The following is a 15,654-nucleotide window of genomic DNA, read 5'->3' on the forward strand; positions in this document are numbered from 1 at the left end:
AGGTAGGTTATGGATAATTCATGCGGGGTTTTGATATGGGATTGCAATTCAAGGTAATCGGCATCTATGGCCGGGTCAAAAACCCGGGGGTCATGGAAACACTCAAGGCATTGATACATTACTTGCGCAGTCTTGATCTGGAAATCCGTATCGATTCCGATACGGCTGAACTCCTGGAAGATGCGTCCCTGGTGTGCTTCCAGCGTGACGAGTTATGCCGGCATTGCGACTTGCTGATTGTCGTCGGGGGCGACGGCAGCCTGCTCCATGCCGCCCACTCGATTATCAATGACGGCATCCCGGTGTTAGGAATCAACCGCGGCCGCCTCGGGTTTTTGACCGATATCCTTCCTTCCAATCTGAAAAAAATCAAGGCCATACTCGAAGGAGACTATATACTGGAAAAACGCTTTCTACTCACAGCCACGGTGGAACATGCAGGCAAAATCCTGGGTGAGGGAAACGCGCTCAATGAAGTCGCCTTGATACCCGATTCCGTGCCGCACATGAATGAATTTGAAATATATATCAATGACCAGTTTGTCTGCAGCCAGGATTCAGACGGAGTCATCGTCGCCACCCCCACCGGATCCACGGCTTATGCGCTTTCAGGCGGAGGCCCCATTCTCCATCCCCAGCTTGACGCGCTGGTGCTGGTTCCCATGTTTCCGCACACACTCAGTCTTAGGCCCATTGTCATAGAAGGCAGCCACCGCATCACCATTGTCATCACTCCAAACAATACCGCGACCCCGCGCCTGACCTGCGACAGCCAGTCGCTTATCAATACCCCTCCGGGAAGTCGTATCCATATCCAGAAAAAGAACCAGCACTTACATCTGATCCACCCTCTCGATTATGATTATTATGAAACGCTGCGCAGCAAACTGCACTGGGGACGCAAATTACATTATGCGGAATGAATGACATGTTGACTCAAATCCATATTCGGGATCTTGCGACGATTGAAGAACTTCAGCTCACGCTCAACAGCGGCTGCACCATGATTACGGGTGAAACCGGCGCGGGCAAATCCATTTTTATTGAAGCGATAGAACTGGCCCTGGGTGGGCGCGCCTCGCCCAACCTGGTGCGTCCCGGCAAGGACAAAGCTGAAATCAGCCTGAGTTTTGATATTACTCACTTTCCCAAAGTCATTGAAAGCTTGCAAAATCTGGACTTGTATCATGACACATCCGAATGCATCATCCGGCGGGTCATCACCAGCGACGGCCGTTCACGCAGCTATGTGAACGGCTCCCCTTCCACCTTGCAGCTGGTAAAAGAACTGGGAGAACTCCTATTCCATTTACACGGCCAGCATGAACAACAAGTTCTGCTGAAATCCGAGACACAGCGTGACATGCTGGATCGGTTTGCCGACCACCTGCCTCTCGCCGCGCAAGTCAAGACCATGGCTGAAGCCTGGCGCACGCTGGAACAGGAAATCCATGCCCTGCAAGAAAAAGCGCAAGACCGCGTCAGCCAGTCTGAGTTCTTGCGTTTTCAGCTCGAAGAATTGCACGCCTTGAAACTGCAGCCCGGGGAGTGGGAAACCCTGGAAGCAGAACATCACCGCCTCACGCATGCTGAAGAATTATTAAGACATATCCAGCAAGCCGCAAACCAGATAGCGGACCATGACGACCAGAATGTATTGTCGCTGATCAATGAAATACGCAAGACACTGGAGTCCATACAATCTGTCGAACCCAAAGCCCGGGAATGGATCAACACCCTTCATTCCATCCTGATTCAACTGACTGATCTCGAATCGGAATTAAAATCCTACCAAGAAAATACCGAGCTGGATCCCGAAAAATTACAGTTAATGGAAGAGCGTGTCAGTCAGATTTTCAATTTGTCGCGCAAGCATAAAATCAAGCCCCAAGAATTGCCGGAACTGCAGGCACGCCTGGCGGATGAATTAAAATCACTGGATGGAAGCGATGAAAATCTGAAAATCATGATTGCCCGTCAAGGTGAAATAGAAAAACTGTACCAGCAGGCCGCCCATCAACTCAGTCTCAGCCGTCTGAAAGCAGGCGCAAAGCTTGAAAAGGAAATTTCCGCCATTATCCGCTCCCTGTCCTTGCCGCACGGAGAATTCAAGATCGCCCTGGAACAAGAGCATGCTTCTTTGCTGCCGCATGGAAATGAGAAAGTCACATTTCTCATCAAAACCAACCCGGATCAATCGCTGCAGCCTCTTTTCAAAGTCATTTCTGGAGGCGAATTGTCCAGACTCAGTCTAGCGGCACATCTGGCGCTTGCCAATCGCACGTCCATTCCGACGCTGGTTTTTGATGAAGTCGATACCGGACTCAGCGGGGCAACCGCTGAAAAAATCGGAAAATTATTACGCAGGCTGGGCGATTCATATCAAGTCTTCTGTGTGACTCATCAACCGCAGGTAGCGGCATGCGGTCATCATCACCTGCTGGTTGAAAAATATTTCGTACAAAACTGCACACATACCCGACTGCGCATGCTGCAATCAGAGGAAAAAACTCGCGAAATCGCGCGTATGCTGGGCGGTGAAAAAATCACTGAAAAAACCCTGGAACACGCGCGGGAAGTATTGGAAGGAATATAGCGCGGACCTTTGTCATTTTCGCGCAAGCGCAGTAGTGTCCGGTAAAACGGGAATGATGGGGATGAACAGCCCTTCGACAGGCTCAGGACAGGCCCTTCGAGCCTCAGGGTGAACGGTGGTGAAAATCCCGTTCGTGGTGAGGAGCCGCGTCAGCGGCGTACCTTCCGTTCGTGGTGAGGAGCCGCGCTTGCGCGTCTCGAACCATGAACCCTGGTTTAGGAAAATGCCTTACCTGTCCTTTTTCTGGCATTTCTCGCATATGCCATAAATATTCAGACTGTGATCGGTGATGGAGTAGCCAGCGTGCCTGGCAATTTCTTGCTGGCGTTTTTCAATGACGGCATCAACAAATTCCTCAACCCGGCCGCATTTGACACAGACCAGATGATCATGGTGTTCTCCATGGTCCAGTTCAAATACTGACAAATCACCTTCAAAGTGATGGCGGACCACCAGGCCGGCTTCTTCAAACTGTGTCAGCACGCGATAAACCGTCGCAAGCCCTATATCTTCGCCAGAATCAAGCAGGGTACGATAGATATCCTCCGCACTCAGATGATGTTCCTTGGACTTTTCCAGGATTTGCAGAATTTTCAGACGCGGAATCGTGACTTTCAATCCGGCTTTTTTCAAATCATGATTATTGGTCAAAACCAGTTCCCTCAACAGTCGTCCCATATCCCGACAGAACCTGGGCGGGTGTCATCAAGCCATTATCATACGAAACATTTGATCATAACACACTACCCGGTTCTGATGAATCAAACACAGGATGCACCCTGAACACATTATGAGTCAGTATTTTTAAGACAACTTCTGGTTTTTTTCCCAATAACTTGTCTATACTTACCCAACAAATTCAAGTTCACAATAAAACGCTATGGAGATCACCGATGTATAAAAGCCTAGTTTGCATACTAATGATGCTGGTTCTGGCAGGCTGCAGCTTTTTCCAGATTCGCAAGCCTATTATTGAACAAGGCAACATTATTACCAATGAGGCTGTCAGCCAGCTGCATACCGGCATGTCGTCTGATCAAGTCATTGCCATTATGGGCACGCCGGTGGTGGCAAATATTCTCACACCTAACCGCATGGAATATGTTTATACCTATCAGGATGGCATGAGTCCACGCAAGGAAAAACATGTCACCTGTCTGTTTGAACAAGGTCGCCTGAAAGAAATACAAACACGATAAAATTGCGCTCGCATACCTGTCAGGTTTTTTTTGCCTTTATTCGCCGTGACTCTTTTGGATCGATGAGGAGCGGCCGGTAGATTTCAATACGGTCGCCATCTTGCACCGTATCCGTCAAAGCGCGCGGCTTGCTGAAAACACCCACTTTATGCCTGTCAAAACGGATTTCAGGAAAATCTGACAATATTCCCGACAAACGGATAGCGGATTCAATGGTCGTGCCCGCATCCAGCTCCACTATTCTGATCGCCTGTTTGTCAACCGCGGCGAAAGCCACTTCGACGCGGATCCGGGTTTTACTCGCCATACAATTCATGTGCCCGTTTGCAAAATGCTTCAACCAGTGTATTGGCAATATGCTGAAACACTGGCTGGAATAACTTGTCAATAAAATGTCCGGTAAATTCAAACTCCAGATCAAGGTCTATCTTGCAGGCAAATTCATCCAGGGCGTAAAACTCCCAGACACCATCCAGGCGGTGCAAAGGGCCGTTCACCAGCGAGATTTCGATTCTCTCAAACGGATTCAAACGATTTCGCGTGGTAAAGCTCTTGTGTATGCCTTTCCAGTTGATATCCAGCGAAGCAATGACTTCATCCTCAGTCCTGCTGATAATCTGGCTGCTGTGACACCACGGTAAAAAACGCGGGTAATCTTCTATCAAATTCACCAGTTCAAACATCTGGCGCGCAGAATAAGGCACCAGAGCATTTCTTTTCAAAGTGTGCATAACCATTCCCAAAAAAAAGATTAAGCATTATACTGCGCGACATGAAGCAGACACAAAAGACAAATACAACGATTGCCGTCAATCGTAAAGCACATCATGAATATTTCATCGAAGACCGAATAGAAGCAGGATTGGTGCTGGAAGGTTGGGAAGTCAAAAGCTTGCGGGCTGGCCGGGTGCAGCTTGACCAGGGTTATGTGCTCCTGAAAAGCGGTTCAGCCTGGCTGTTCGGCGCCCTGATCACACCACTGCAAACCGTGTCAACGCATATCAATCCTGAGCCCCAGCGCAGCCGCAAGTTATTACTCCATCAAAGAGAACTCAACAAATTGATAGGCAGCGTGGAACGGCGCGGCTATACAGTTGTACCGCTTTCACTCTACTGGAAAAATAACAGGGTCAAACTTGAAATTGGCCTGGCCAAGGGTAAAAAACTGCACGACAAACGCGCTTCGGAAAAGGAACGCGACTGGGAACGGCAAAAGCAGCGCTTGTTAAAACGATAGTTCCCTCATACACTTGATATTTATCCGCTATTATCATAATATCTGGCTAAATTTAATACAAAAAACGAGGTTTTCCCATGGCATTATCACGACTGCATGATACGCTTATTCCTTACATTCTGGATTATCTTGACCCCGATGGCAGCATCAGAGAAAACCCCAGGGAACTGGATTATGAAACTTCAGTTAACTCCAAAGGCATCAAAAAAGCCTATATGCGTAACAATGCCCTGACATTGTTTACCCATGAATCCAACGCAGGCGAGATGGTGTTTTCCGGCGCCCTGCGCCCGGACCTCTGCTTCAAGGGCAACTTTCGGTTCGGACACCGCGAAGATACGGACCATGATAGTTTTCATAAAAGCAAAGCTGATTTTGAGCAGGAACATACGCACATTATCAAGGGCAAAACCTCTCCTGAACACATGAATGAGAATGATGTCAGATGCATACTCAAACACATTAAACAGTTTGAAGCACAGATAGGGCTTTGCAATGGCGAACGCACAGACTGTCTGCTCAGCCAGGATGATGCGGATGCCATCAACAAAGCACATGAAAAATACCTGAGACAGCAGCGACGCGCACCGCGTCTTGCGGCCGCCGCAGAAAAAATGTATTCCGAGCTGGAAAGTCATTGCATCAAGGGTGCCCAAAGTTTCAGCCTGGCATTTCTTCATACCTTGCTGGATAAATATATCCGCCCGCTTATGATCACACAGGGTTACAAAAATGCCACCTGGTGTGTTGAAGCAGCCAAATCTTCCATCACCTTGCTGCTGAGTTCTTCCATTACCCACACTGCGATGGATGCCATCATACGTAACACCCTCTCACCTGTGCTCGAACACTTGGGATTAAATCCCCGATACATTGAAAAAATCACGACAGAAATCGGCGCCATCGCCGCTTTCCTCAATAACCCTTTGTCAGCGATTGAATGGAGTATCACTGGATCTGCCGCCGCGCTGGGCCAGGCCAGCGCCTATCAAATCATTCGCGCGCTGCCAAAATTAAAAGCCGAACCCGCAATCAGTCATACGGATACTCAAACGCCGGTCAAATCCGCCCCTGAACATGCGGGGCTGCGCAAACGATTTAGCAGTCATTAACTGTATTGCTTGAACCAGGCAGAAATTTTCCCGTTGCCTCCCAAGGATGGGCAGAAACGGTCAGACGACCATAAAGTTTTAGGGCGGGATTGCAAACCCGCGCAATTTCAGCTCAAATAACGGATGAGCTTGAATATGCACGCTGAATGATGCCAATGCGCATATTCATCATGACTTGCGTATACCCATCTCTTCTGTCAAGGAAATCCCATGAAACTTTTTTTTCACATGCTGTTCAAAATAGCCGCCATAACAGGCATGTCAATTCTTTCCGCCGCCAGTTTCGCCCATGGTGAAAATCTCCCCGGACCGAACGGCGGTTTCATCCGCATGCCTGGAGCATTTCATATCGAAGTCATTCCTCAGCAAAATGGTTTCAAAATCCTGTTGCTTGATATCGGATTCCAGCATCCACTTATCCAACACTCCACAGTGAAGGCTGTTATTAAACAAGACACCAAATCCATGGAACTCCGGTGCAAACCCAAACAAAATTATTTTTATTGCAGCGTGGATCCAAAACAGCTTGCCAAGGCCACGTCACTGGAAGTCACCGCAGTCAGAAATAATGCGAAAGGCGCTCCTGCCATTTATCCCCTGCCTTTGAAACGATCCTAATCCCGCAAGAAAACGCAGCGTCAACACAAATCCAAACGGTTGCTGCGTTTCTGTAAAGACCATGCCTGTCCTGGCCGCACTGACAGGCGTGCTTCCTCATATCTATCAGCGGCTTATACCGTCTTGTCCATCCATAATATTTGACTCTGCGCTTAATGCTATAATTATTAAATAAAAAGCAAAACAGGAGTGCAGCTTATGACGGTAAAAAAAATGCAAAATAAGCTTATTCCCGCATTGATTGTTTCTGCTTTTGTCTTGTCAGCAGGCGTGTCATCCAGCGCGCATGCGGAATATTATCTGGTGTATCCGGGAAGTGAACTTTATGTGACTTGCAATTATGGGTGCTTTCAGCCTTGTTACCAGGCGTGCTACCAGACACCTGTGCATTATTTTCATTCTGTTGCCCCCAAGCGGCATTATGAAAAAGGCAGCGGTGAAATGGCAGAATATTCCTGGATAAGCGCACCCTAACGCTACGCCACCAGAGATATGGATGCTGCCCATGACTGCGTAGGGGTTTAATGCTTCTGAAGCAGAGTGTGTCTATTACCCTTAATAAGGCCACGGACTGTTCAATTTATTGACAATATTTGTTTAGGCGTATATAATTTTTCTCTATTTCGATTCCAGCCCCCAATCGTATTATGACGACTGACTTCACAATTAATAATTTCAATGGTTATGCCTACGTTTCTCTGGTCGCCATGTTTATCCTGGCAGGATCCGGTCTCGTTATCGCGTTTAGCCATTATTTTGCCAAATATTTTTTAATCACGTTTATAGACAAGGCGTTTGGCAAAAACCGTTCAGGTGCGGGACAGATCTTGTTCAGGAATCATTTTTTCCACCGCCTCGCTTACCTTGTCCCTGCGTTTCTTCTGTCATATTTCTCTTATTTGTTTGACATTGACCTTCCCCATTTCAAACTATTCCTGTCAGAACTGATTCGGGAATTAACACGAATTTATATGATCATGGGTATCGCCTTTGTGCTTGCGGCACTCCTGAATGCGGTGAATGAGCATTACAGCAACCTGAAAATCGCGAAATACAAACCCATTAACAGTTATGTGCAAGTCGCCAAAATCGTCTTGTTTAGTATGGCCGTGCTATTGTCCGCCTCTATCCTGTTTGATAAATCTCCCGCTTACTTTTTAACCGGCCTGGGCGCTGCGACAGCTTTTCTTGCATTGATTTTCAAAGATTCCATTACAGGATTCATCGCCGGCATCCAGCTCACCGCATATGATATAGTTCGCATTGGCGACTGGATTGAAATGCCCAGCTTCGGCGCTGATGGCGAAGTCATGGAAATCTCCCTGAATACGGTAAAAGTGCAGAATTTCGATAAAACCCTCGTGACCATACCCAGCTCGGCATTGCTCACCTCGGGACTGAAAAACTGGCGCGGCATGCAAGAATCGGGCGGCAGGCGCGTCAAACGCAGCATGATGATTGATATAAAGAGCATACGTTTTTGTGATCAAGTCATGCTTGATCGAATTCAAAACCAGGATTTGCACGCATTTTCCACCCTGGACAGCCGTACCCTCCAGGACACAACCAATATGGGACTTTTTCGCAAATATGTCGAAACGTATTTACGACAACATCCCGGGGTGCATCAGGACATGCGCGTCATGGTGAGACAATTGCAAGCTTCCGCGGGCGGATTGCCGCTGGAACTATATTTTTTCACGAATACCATTACTTCTGAAAAATACGAATCCACTCAGGCTGAAATTTTTGAATACCTGTACGCCGTTCTACCCTATTTTGAATTAAGCGTGCCACGGCCGGTGTCATTCGAATAATAGCGTCTTTCTGTCAAATATCTTAAAAAAATCCCCCTGCGCACGCCTTGTGCCGGGGGATTTTATCAGCGATACGTCTTGTCAACACATACTTACTTCAGGGATTTGGCAATAGAACCAAATTTCCATATTTTCCCATTTGTCACTGTGACGGCGCCTTCTCTTGAAATTTCCTTGTACTCCTTGTCTGACAGGGTAAAAGTCAATTCCTTGAGGGTCTTGAGATCAGTGTATCGGCTAAGCTTGTATTGCTTGTTTCCGATTTTCAACACTGGCAGGCTGTTCATGGCCTGGAAAGGCACTTCACTGGCAAGTGTGATTTCCACCGCAGGCTGTCCGGAAAGGGCAAAACTCTTATGAACCATGCGAATACTGCGTATGGTATTAAGATTTTCCGGAACATACTCTTCTTTAACCAGTGTTGAAGCAGGCATTGCATAAGATTTATGCATCGCCGCAGCAAGGGAAATGCCGCCCTGGCCATAACCCAGGCCCATCTGTTTTTGCGCGCGGATATTCGCAAAATACAATTTGCCGGTTGCGGATTTATCAAAGACAAACCTGACACTGTGGATACGGGTCAGATCCACGCCCTGGAATACCGAAAGAGGAATGCGCACTGTCTGCAGAACAGGGTTGTAATTACCCGGTCCATTGATGAGCGCAAACTGGCTGACCGGAATTTCTTTTGACACCAGGCCGGATGCATCAGTCAGAACAACGCCAAAATCAGTCCCGCTTTCGCCGGTTCCGGATTTACTGATGCGGGCGGTACGGAAATCCAGTGTAGCGTAATCGTGAATGTCCTTGCCCTGCGACGGAGCCGCCCATACCGATTCAAAGTATGTTTCCGGTCCGGCGGAAGTCCAGGATATCGCCGCCACTCTCTGATCACGGTTTGATTCCAGATTTTTATGCTCTATCTGGATTTGTCTGGCGATATTGGCATTACCCGAACTGTTGATCCCTGTCGGCTTGTCAAAATCATCCACGACAGCGTTTTCACTCGCGCCGGGAGAAGGCGTAAACTCCCTGTCTACCTGCGTAACCTTTTTAACCACTCCCGGAAGCTCATTCAAAGGATTGAAATTCTGATTAAACACCGGTTCCGCTTTCAGACCCAGGCGGCTTCTGAAAAACGCGGGCACGCTGGCCAGAGCGACTTGCTGCTGTTCGGTGGAATAATATCCCTTCTGGTCAAAGATGGGTTTACCTGCAGAACACCCATAACTGTCACTTCCCTGCCATTCGGTGTTGAAGAAATTATGATTGGCGCCCCATACTTCATAAAGTGATTTTTGCGCTTTTGACGATTCACGGGTATTCATCAACATACGCTCATAAGGATAACGGCCTTCCAGATCGGAAACGTCACCGTCACACATGGGCAATAACTGGTTCCAGACCGTTCCATCCGCATCCAGAACGCGGGATGTCTGGCCGTCAACTGCGCCAATTTCGAAAATTGCCTTGATTTCCAGTCCGGGTATTCTTGCCGGCCAGGGACTGCCTGCGTCTTTATACAAATTATACGCCGCTCTTACCCCTTCACCGCCTCGGGAATGACCCAGAAGTCCCACGTGGCTAAAATCGACCTTGCCCAGCAAGCCCTTGTCACCCAATCCCAGGGAAGCCGGTGCACCGCCTGATGTTGACCATTGATATAACAAGCTGAGATGTTTAAGCACCAGTTTGCCGCGCGCCAGATTCAAACCCCAGTCGCCGTCGTTTCCACCGCCGCAGGTAATACCGCGGTTAGCATTGATTGAGATAACTCCCATGCCCCAGGAGGCAAGGTTTTTTGCCAAATAGTCATACCCCTCATGGTTGGGAACCGGAACATAACCCGCCGGGCAGCTCCCGCTATAAGTATATTCACAATTCGTGTCGCGGCGGGGCATGGAGCCTATACCGCAAGTCGCATGATTGCCATGCAGCATGACAACCAACGGCATTTTTCCATCGCTGTTCATGAGGTCTGCCGGATAGTAAGCCTTGGCCCAGATTTCAGTCATGCGGTCTGACAGGATGTCCTTGTCAATCGCAGCTGGAAGCCGGTATTCCGCGGTAGCGACCGTATGCGGGCCTTGTGTCGTCGAGTCGGGCGCCGTACCAGGGCTTACAGCTTGACCTGCGTATGCATTCATCGCAGACGCGAAAGTCACTAATAATGTAATGATTGTTTTCAAGCATTCTCTCCTTTTGAGGGTAAGTGAACTAAATCATGTGTTATCATTTGAAGGGAACATGTGTTTAACACATTCTTGGATCGGGGTTGAAGATTAAATAAAAAGCAAACTCATTTCAACCAGGAAATCACCGATTCCGAAAGAGGCCTGTCTGAGTCTATAATGGGCAAGATTTCACGGGCGAAACAAGACATCCTCATTGACTTTATAAAACAAACCGCAGACAACTATTATTGACCGGAGCAGACATGCCGCATCTTACACTGGAATTCAGCGATAACATACTTGAAAAGGAAAATTTGTCAGTATTGTTCCAACAATGCCATGAACTTTTAGCGCAAACACTGCCAACCCAGATCAGCGGGTGCAAAAGTCGGGCTCTTGAATACAAGAATTTTTATATAGGCGACGGCGGAACCATGAATGCCTTCGTGCATGCGGATCTGAAAGTATTGCCCGGCAGACCGGAAGATCTGCTAATCAACGCGGGCGAGAATATCATGGAAATCTTAAAAAGCCATTTCACTGAATCACGCTCGAAATTACAGCTGCAAATCACGCTGGAAATCTCCGCCCTTGAAAAAACCTATTTCAAGTTCGCAGGCTGACATGACAGGTGCAAACAGAACACCAAATTAAAATTCAGTTCTGACTTGAGCGAGCGGTCATTCTTTCCATGGGGAAAAGGCAGGTAAAGCGGCTTCCCTGCTCCACGACGCTTTCAATAGACATTTCCGCGCCATGCCGCAGCAAGACATGTTTCACAATCGCAAGGCCCAGTCCCGTGCCGCCGCGCTCCCGCGATCTGGCCTTGTCCACACGGTAGAATCGTTCCGTAATGCGCGGCAAGTGTTCCTTTGCGATACCAATGCCCGTATCAGCCACGCTAAAACAGCCGCGGCCTTGTTCGTCCCGGCGCCATTCAATCTGGATACTGCCTCCGGAAGGAGTGTATTTCACGGCGTTCACGATCAGATTGGAAAACAGGCTGCGCAGTTCGCTTTCCGAGCCGCTGATATGCAATTCCTCATCGGCGTCCAGACGAATTTTATGTTTTTTATCACCGCTGATGTTTTTTGCATCCACACAGAGCATTTTCAAAATTTCAGCGACATGAATATCGTTCTTTTCCTCAACAGGGTGATCCTCGCTCTCCAGATGTGAAAGCAGCAGCAAGTCTTCAATTATATCCGCCATGCGCAAACTATGTTGATACATTTGAACAAAAATCCTGTTCAATACCTCGTTCTCAGAGGGATCATTCTTGATTAACGCTTCCAGATAACCTTGTATCACCGTCAACGGCGTGCGCAATTCATGCGATACATTCGCAACAAAATCACTTCGTACCTGTTCCAGGTGCCGGATATAATTTTTAACCGCTTTCGGAAGTTTTTTTAAATGCAGATCGTTATGTCTGGACATGATTGTGTCCTGAAAAAATATAACCAGCGCTCCTTACGGTTTTGATTACATCATGATACCCATGAGGTTTCAGTTTATGCCGCAGCCGTTTGATCTGCACATCAATCGTGCGTTCGTCTATATATGCATTTCTTCCCCACACATGGGTGATTAACTGATCCCGGGTATAAATTTTATCCGGGTGCAGCATGAAAAAACAGAGAATCTTATATTCCGCCGGCGTCAGCCTGACAGGATTGGAGTCGATAAATACACTGCATTTATTGGTGTTCAGAACAAGCTTCCCCAGCTTTACTTCGCCGGCGACGGATTTAATCAATCCCCTGCGCAGCACAGTGCGGATTCTGGCAGCCAGTTCGTTAGGCGAAAACGGCTTCGTCAGATAATCATCGGCGCCGACCATCAAGCCCTTGATCTTGTTTTCTTCTTCCGCCTTGGCGGTGAGCATGATTACCGGAATATCCTTGTGCACATCCTGTTTTCTGATCGTCTTGATAAAATCGATGCCGCTTTTATCCGGAAGCATCCAGTCCAGTATGATCAGGTCAGGGATGCAGTGTGACAGCATGCTGAACGCCTTGGACGTGTTTTCCGCATCGACGAGATGAAATTCATCTTTTGGCAAGGAGAAGCGCAACATGTCACGAATCGCTTCTTCATCTTCGATAACAAGCAATGTCAATTTTTTCATACCGTAACCGGTTCTTCAGGATATTTTAAAATCTTGCGCTGACAGGCTCACAGGCGCGTCCTGTTGAGTCGCGCCAGGGTGTACTTTACTTAATTCCGCCTGATTCTTCAATCTGACGTAGGCTGAATACACCGGATCCCGATCAATTCTATAACCGGCTGATGGACTGTCATGCGGATAGACGCGGCATTCGAAAGGGCCCATGCCTGCGATATATCGCTGCGTCCAGATCTTGGATTCCCTATATTCAAGATAAAACGGCCTGGCAATCTGAAAATAATCAGCTAGCTCGCAGCCAATCTGTGTCGCCAGACGTTCACTCTTTCTGATAATCAGTTTCTTATATAACCCCATCAGCGTGTTTAATAACATGATACCACTTGATTCATTCACCTCCTGCGCCGTCGTCAATTGCCTGATGTACTTGTCAGCCAGCGAGTAGAATCTGGGCTTGAACAAAACATAATCACGACGATATAAATCCAGAATCATTAGTATTTTCATTTTCAAATTATCAGGTGACATGGCCGACATACTCGCCTCATTTTCCAATCAGTCTGAAACAGACATACTTTAAACATCAAATATGTCAGAATGATGACAACATGTACTTCTTTATCAGCGCAACAGGCACCTGGTTGCGCCAGACCCGAGTTCACTGATATTCTTTCCAGACCTTCACGTCATGGAAACAAAACTGACCAGCCATGTTCTCAGTCGTTATAACAGGCGTCTCAACCGGAATCGGCCATGCCTCGGCCAAACTGTTCGCAAACCGGGGCATTCATGTATTTGGAAGTCTCCGCAATGAAAGCGACGCCAGACGTCTGCAGCATGAATTCGGCAGCCATTTCACGCCTTTGATATTCGATGTGACAGATGAATCCAGCGTGCATTCCGCCGCGCGGCAAACCGCCGCCTATCTGCAGGGGAAAAAACTATGGGGCCTCATTAACAACGCCGGCATGGCGGTGACCGGCGCCTTGACAACCATGCCTGTGAAAGAATTTCAAAAACAGCTGGATGTCAATCTGACCGGCCAGCTCATCGTGATCCAGGCGTTTGCTCCGTTGCTTGGAGTTGACAAATCGCTGGCGGGCCAGCCGGGAAAAATCATCAATATCAGTTCAGTTTCAGGGAAAAACGCTTATCCATTTCTGGGCGCATATGCGGCTTCCAAACATGGGCTGGAGGCATTGTCCGAAAGCCTGCGCAGAGAATTGATGCTTTATGGCATTGATGTCGTGATAGTCGCGCCAGGCGCCATCAAAACAGCAATCTGGGACAAGGCGCGCCAGCAAACCATACCCGAAGAACTGTCCCGCTCTGACTATGCCCGGCCAGCCCGGGTCTTCAAGGAATACATCCTGCAATCCGCCGAAAAAAGCGGATTACCAGCCGAAACAGTCGCGAACCTGCTGCTGCATATCCTGCAAAGCCGCCGCCCCAAAACACGATATGCGCCGGTACCGCAAAAATTTTTCAACTGGACTCTTCCGAATCTGCTCCCCAGGCGCTGGGTTGACTGGCTTATCGCGAAAAAACTCGGCTTGCTCCCCGACAACACCAAACGCGGCTAACGTCAGGTTGAAAAGACATGCTTTGTCATCACCATCCCCGCGCTCACCCAGAAGTGTCCGGTAAAGCGGGAACCCAGAATCAGAGTTCATGGTTCGAGACGCCGCGCAAGCGCGGCTCCTCACCACGAACGGAAAACACTCAATCCGTTCGCTCCTTCGACAAGCTCAGGACAGGCCTGGGGAGGACACGTCAGTGTCTGTCTCGAAGGGCCTGTCCTGAGCTTGTCGAAGGGCGGCTGTTCATCCCCCTTCATTTCCGCGCTTCCTCGTCATTACCGCTTTACCGGACACTTTTGCGCGCTCACCGCACTGTCATCCCCGCAGCGAACGCGGGGACAACACCGATTTTTTCTTCAACCATACCTGAAACCAGTAATCATCCCTAGTCTGTATTGATTTCGATTTTTCGCGCCTGGCTTATTTTCTTTTTCCCTATGCTTACAATTAACACGCCTTGCCTGGTTTTCGCACTGACTTGTTCAGCATCAGCCGTATCAGGCAGTGTGAAGCGGCGGTAAAATTCTCCCTTGACTCGTTCCATACGGAAATAATTCCTTTTTTCTTCTTTTGAAATGTCGTGACGCGTTCCCTTGATCGTCAGAACGTTATTTTCCATAAACACTTCAATGTCTTCCGGTTCAACGCCCGGCACATCAATCAACAAGACAAATTCACCGGGTTCTTCCCTGATATCCACCGCCGGTATCCAGCGCGCGCTTTCTACTTTTGAATCATCGCGCGGCAGAATGCGCTGCAAACCGCCAGCCGCCAGAGCTTGATTTAACTCATTGATTAAATTCCAGGGTTCATAACGAATACTCATGATGGTGATCTCCTCTTGGTCATGGGAAATTAACAACCTTCATTGCTATTCATATGGGCTGTTATGATGTTTTCAAGTATAAAGGCATTACAATTCCGCCTGATTCTGTGTTAGTTTATGTATTAACTGACAGACTGACACGACATTTCAAGAAATCCATGAACGAACCGACACCGTCTTACAAAAAACTCTACCGTTCGCGCAGGGAATCCATGATTGCCGGTGTATGCGGCGGGATCGCGGAATACTTTAACATTGATCCAACCTGGGTGAGAATCCTGTTTGTTCTGTTCTTTTTTGCCGGCGGCTGCGCCCTGCTTGCTTATGTAATCCTGTGGGTGCTGGTACCACTCAGGCCCGCGTGAAA

General features: G+C 48.2%; 19 protein-coding genes. 11 read left to right on the forward strand and 8 right to left on the reverse strand.

Features of this window, described 5'->3' with window-relative positions:
- The first annotated feature begins 20 nt into the window (after positions 1-20).
- Positions 21-923, forward strand: a complete 903-nt coding sequence (locus tag AQULUS_RS08310; RefSeq protein WP_232051865.1) for an NAD(+) kinase — start codon at positions 21-23, stop codon at positions 921-923.
- Positions 924-928: 5 nt separating this feature from the next.
- A complete protein-coding gene (recN, locus tag AQULUS_RS08315; protein WP_172622788.1) occupies positions 929-2,596 on the forward strand; it encodes a DNA repair protein RecN in 1,668 nt (555 codons plus the stop codon).
- Between the two features lie 228 nt (positions 2,597-2,824).
- On the opposite strand, the gene fur is transcribed toward recN, so the two are convergent.
- Positions 2,825-3,274 (reverse strand): ferric iron uptake transcriptional regulator, encoded by a 450-nt coding sequence (gene fur / locus AQULUS_RS08320; protein ID WP_148339617.1) that lies wholly within the window; start codon positions 3,272-3,274, stop codon positions 2,825-2,827.
- Positions 3,275-3,489: 215 nt separating this feature from the next.
- Here fur and AQULUS_RS08325 point away from each other — a divergent pair, with 215 nt between their 5' ends.
- Positions 3,490-3,795 carry an outer membrane protein assembly factor BamE gene (locus tag AQULUS_RS08325; protein WP_148339619.1) on the forward strand — a complete coding sequence of 102 codons (306 nt, stop codon included), beginning with the start codon at positions 3,490-3,492 and terminating at the stop codon, positions 3,793-3,795.
- 19 nt (positions 3,796-3,814) lie between these two features.
- On the opposite strand, the gene AQULUS_RS08330 is transcribed toward AQULUS_RS08325, so the two are convergent.
- Both AQULUS_RS08330 and AQULUS_RS08335 read right to left on the reverse strand, forming a co-directional pair.
- On the reverse strand, positions 3,815-4,102 hold the full coding sequence (locus tag AQULUS_RS08330) for an RnfH family protein (RefSeq protein WP_148339621.1): 288 nt from the start codon (positions 4,100-4,102) through the stop codon (positions 3,815-3,817).
- Positions 4,092-4,526 carry a type II toxin-antitoxin system RatA family toxin gene (locus AQULUS_RS08335; protein ID WP_148339623.1) on the reverse strand — a complete coding sequence of 145 codons (435 nt, stop codon included), beginning with the start codon at positions 4,524-4,526 and terminating at the stop codon, positions 4,092-4,094. Before AQULUS_RS08335 ends, AQULUS_RS08330 begins: the two co-directional genes overlap by 11 nt.
- Positions 4,527-4,567: 41 nt before the next feature.
- Between AQULUS_RS08335 and smpB the strand changes: the two genes are divergently transcribed.
- The 5 genes from smpB (at position 4,568) to AQULUS_RS08360 (ending at position 8,579) form a co-directional block, all read left to right on the forward strand.
- On the forward strand, positions 4,568-5,032 hold the full coding sequence (gene smpB, locus AQULUS_RS08340) for an SsrA-binding protein SmpB (RefSeq protein WP_148339625.1): 465 nt from the start codon (positions 4,568-4,570) through the stop codon (positions 5,030-5,032).
- Positions 5,033-5,109: 77 nt separating this feature from the next.
- Positions 5,110-6,144 carry a hypothetical protein gene (locus AQULUS_RS08345; RefSeq protein WP_148339627.1) on the forward strand — a complete coding sequence of 345 codons (1,035 nt, stop codon included), beginning with the start codon at positions 5,110-5,112 and terminating at the stop codon, positions 6,142-6,144.
- A gap of 210 nt (positions 6,145-6,354) precedes the next feature.
- Positions 6,355-6,762: a hypothetical protein gene (locus AQULUS_RS08350; protein ID WP_148339629.1), complete on the forward strand. Its 408-nt coding sequence runs from the start codon at positions 6,355-6,357 to the stop codon at positions 6,760-6,762.
- A gap of 198 nt (positions 6,763-6,960) precedes the next feature.
- Complete coding sequence (locus AQULUS_RS08355; RefSeq protein WP_148339631.1) at positions 6,961-7,236, forward strand: hypothetical protein; 276 nt, start codon at positions 6,961-6,963, stop codon at positions 7,234-7,236.
- A 173-nt stretch (positions 7,237-7,409) separates the two neighbouring features.
- Positions 7,410-8,579 carry a mechanosensitive ion channel family protein gene (locus AQULUS_RS08360; protein WP_148339633.1) on the forward strand — a complete coding sequence of 390 codons (1,170 nt, stop codon included), beginning with the start codon at positions 7,410-7,412 and terminating at the stop codon, positions 8,577-8,579.
- A 92-nt stretch (positions 8,580-8,671) separates the two neighbouring features.
- Here AQULUS_RS08360 and AQULUS_RS08365 read toward each other — a convergent pair whose 3' ends face one another.
- A complete protein-coding gene (locus tag AQULUS_RS08365; RefSeq protein ID WP_148339635.1) occupies positions 8,672-10,768 on the reverse strand; it encodes an alpha/beta hydrolase in 2,097 nt (698 codons plus the stop codon).
- A gap of 248 nt (positions 10,769-11,016) precedes the next feature.
- Between AQULUS_RS08365 and AQULUS_RS08370 the strand changes: the two genes are divergently transcribed.
- Positions 11,017-11,376, forward strand: coding sequence for a 5-carboxymethyl-2-hydroxymuconate Delta-isomerase (locus tag AQULUS_RS08370; RefSeq protein WP_148339637.1), 360 nt, complete (start codon positions 11,017-11,019; stop codon positions 11,374-11,376).
- A 34-nt stretch (positions 11,377-11,410) separates the two neighbouring features.
- Here AQULUS_RS08370 and AQULUS_RS08375 read toward each other — a convergent pair whose 3' ends face one another.
- The 3 genes from AQULUS_RS08375 to AQULUS_RS08385 are packed head-to-tail and all read right to left on the reverse strand — an operon-like array spanning position 11,411 to position 13,418.
- A complete protein-coding gene (locus tag AQULUS_RS08375; protein ID WP_232051866.1) occupies positions 11,411-12,193 on the reverse strand; it encodes an ATP-binding protein in 783 nt (260 codons plus the stop codon).
- Complete coding sequence (locus AQULUS_RS08380; protein WP_148339641.1) at positions 12,180-12,884, reverse strand: response regulator; 705 nt, start codon at positions 12,882-12,884, stop codon at positions 12,180-12,182. The genes AQULUS_RS08375 and AQULUS_RS08380 overlap by 14 nt, the downstream gene beginning before the upstream one ends.
- A 15-nt stretch (positions 12,885-12,899) precedes the next feature.
- Entirely contained in the window at positions 12,900-13,418 is a 519-nt protein-coding gene (locus tag AQULUS_RS08385; protein WP_172622789.1) for a hypothetical protein, read from the reverse strand.
- A gap of 173 nt (positions 13,419-13,591) precedes the next feature.
- On the opposite strand from AQULUS_RS08385, the gene AQULUS_RS08390 reads away from it, so the two are divergent.
- Positions 13,592-14,464 (forward strand): SDR family oxidoreductase, encoded by an 873-nt coding sequence (locus tag AQULUS_RS08390; protein WP_148339644.1) that lies wholly within the window; start codon positions 13,592-13,594, stop codon positions 14,462-14,464.
- A gap of 382 nt (positions 14,465-14,846) precedes the next feature.
- Here AQULUS_RS08390 and AQULUS_RS08395 read toward each other — a convergent pair whose 3' ends face one another.
- Positions 14,847-15,287: an Hsp20/alpha crystallin family protein gene (locus tag AQULUS_RS08395; RefSeq protein ID WP_148339646.1), complete on the reverse strand. Its 441-nt coding sequence runs from the start codon at positions 15,285-15,287 to the stop codon at positions 14,847-14,849.
- 158 nt (positions 15,288-15,445) lie between these two features.
- Between AQULUS_RS08395 and AQULUS_RS08400 the strand changes: the two genes are divergently transcribed.
- Positions 15,446-15,652: a PspC domain-containing protein gene (locus AQULUS_RS08400; protein ID WP_148339648.1), complete on the forward strand. Its 207-nt coding sequence runs from the start codon at positions 15,446-15,448 to the stop codon at positions 15,650-15,652.
- Positions 15,653-15,654 lie beyond the last annotated feature (2 nt).

The organism is Aquicella siphonis, assembly GCF_902459485.1.
GTDB lineage: Bacteria > Pseudomonadota > Gammaproteobacteria > DSM-16500 > DSM-16500 > Aquicella > Aquicella siphonis.

Bases quoted from the DNA above. Each gene is read 5' to 3' on its own strand.
- AQULUS_RS08310 (WP_232051865.1), top strand. From the start codon at position 21: ATGCGGGGTTTTGATATGGGATTGCAATTCAAGGTAATCGGCATCTAT.
- recN (WP_172622788.1), top strand. From the start codon at position 929: ATGTTGACTCAAATCCATATTCGGGATCTTGCGACGATTGAAGAACTT.
- fur (WP_148339617.1), bottom strand. From the start codon at position 3,274: ATGGGACGACTGTTGAGGGAACTGGTTTTGACCAATAATCATGATTTG.
- AQULUS_RS08325 (WP_148339619.1), top strand. From the start codon at position 3,490: ATGTATAAAAGCCTAGTTTGCATACTAATGATGCTGGTTCTGGCAGGC.
- AQULUS_RS08330 (WP_148339621.1), bottom strand. From the start codon at position 4,102: ATGGCGAGTAAAACCCGGATCCGCGTCGAAGTGGCTTTCGCCGCGGTT.
- AQULUS_RS08335 (WP_148339623.1), bottom strand. From the start codon at position 4,526: ATGCACACTTTGAAAAGAAATGCTCTGGTGCCTTATTCTGCGCGCCAG.
- smpB (WP_148339625.1), top strand. From the start codon at position 4,568: ATGAAGCAGACACAAAAGACAAATACAACGATTGCCGTCAATCGTAAA.
- AQULUS_RS08345 (WP_148339627.1), top strand. From the start codon at position 5,110: ATGGCATTATCACGACTGCATGATACGCTTATTCCTTACATTCTGGAT.
- AQULUS_RS08350 (WP_148339629.1), top strand. From the start codon at position 6,355: ATGAAACTTTTTTTTCACATGCTGTTCAAAATAGCCGCCATAACAGGC.
- AQULUS_RS08355 (WP_148339631.1), top strand. From the start codon at position 6,961: ATGACGGTAAAAAAAATGCAAAATAAGCTTATTCCCGCATTGATTGTT.
- AQULUS_RS08360 (WP_148339633.1), top strand. From the start codon at position 7,410: ATGACGACTGACTTCACAATTAATAATTTCAATGGTTATGCCTACGTT.
- AQULUS_RS08370 (WP_148339637.1), top strand. From the start codon at position 11,017: ATGCCGCATCTTACACTGGAATTCAGCGATAACATACTTGAAAAGGAA.
- AQULUS_RS08375 (WP_232051866.1), bottom strand. From the start codon at position 12,193: ATGTCCAGACATAACGATCTGCATTTAAAAAAACTTCCGAAAGCGGTT.
- AQULUS_RS08380 (WP_148339641.1), bottom strand. From the start codon at position 12,884: ATGAAAAAATTGACATTGCTTGTTATCGAAGATGAAGAAGCGATTCGT.
- AQULUS_RS08385 (WP_172622789.1), bottom strand. From the start codon at position 13,418: ATGTCGGCCATGTCACCTGATAATTTGAAAATGAAAATACTAATGATT.
- AQULUS_RS08390 (WP_148339644.1), top strand. From the start codon at position 13,592: ATGTTCTCAGTCGTTATAACAGGCGTCTCAACCGGAATCGGCCATGCC.
- AQULUS_RS08395 (WP_148339646.1), bottom strand. From the start codon at position 15,287: ATGAGTATTCGTTATGAACCCTGGAATTTAATCAATGAGTTAAATCAA.
- AQULUS_RS08400 (WP_148339648.1), top strand. From the start codon at position 15,446: ATGAACGAACCGACACCGTCTTACAAAAAACTCTACCGTTCGCGCAGG.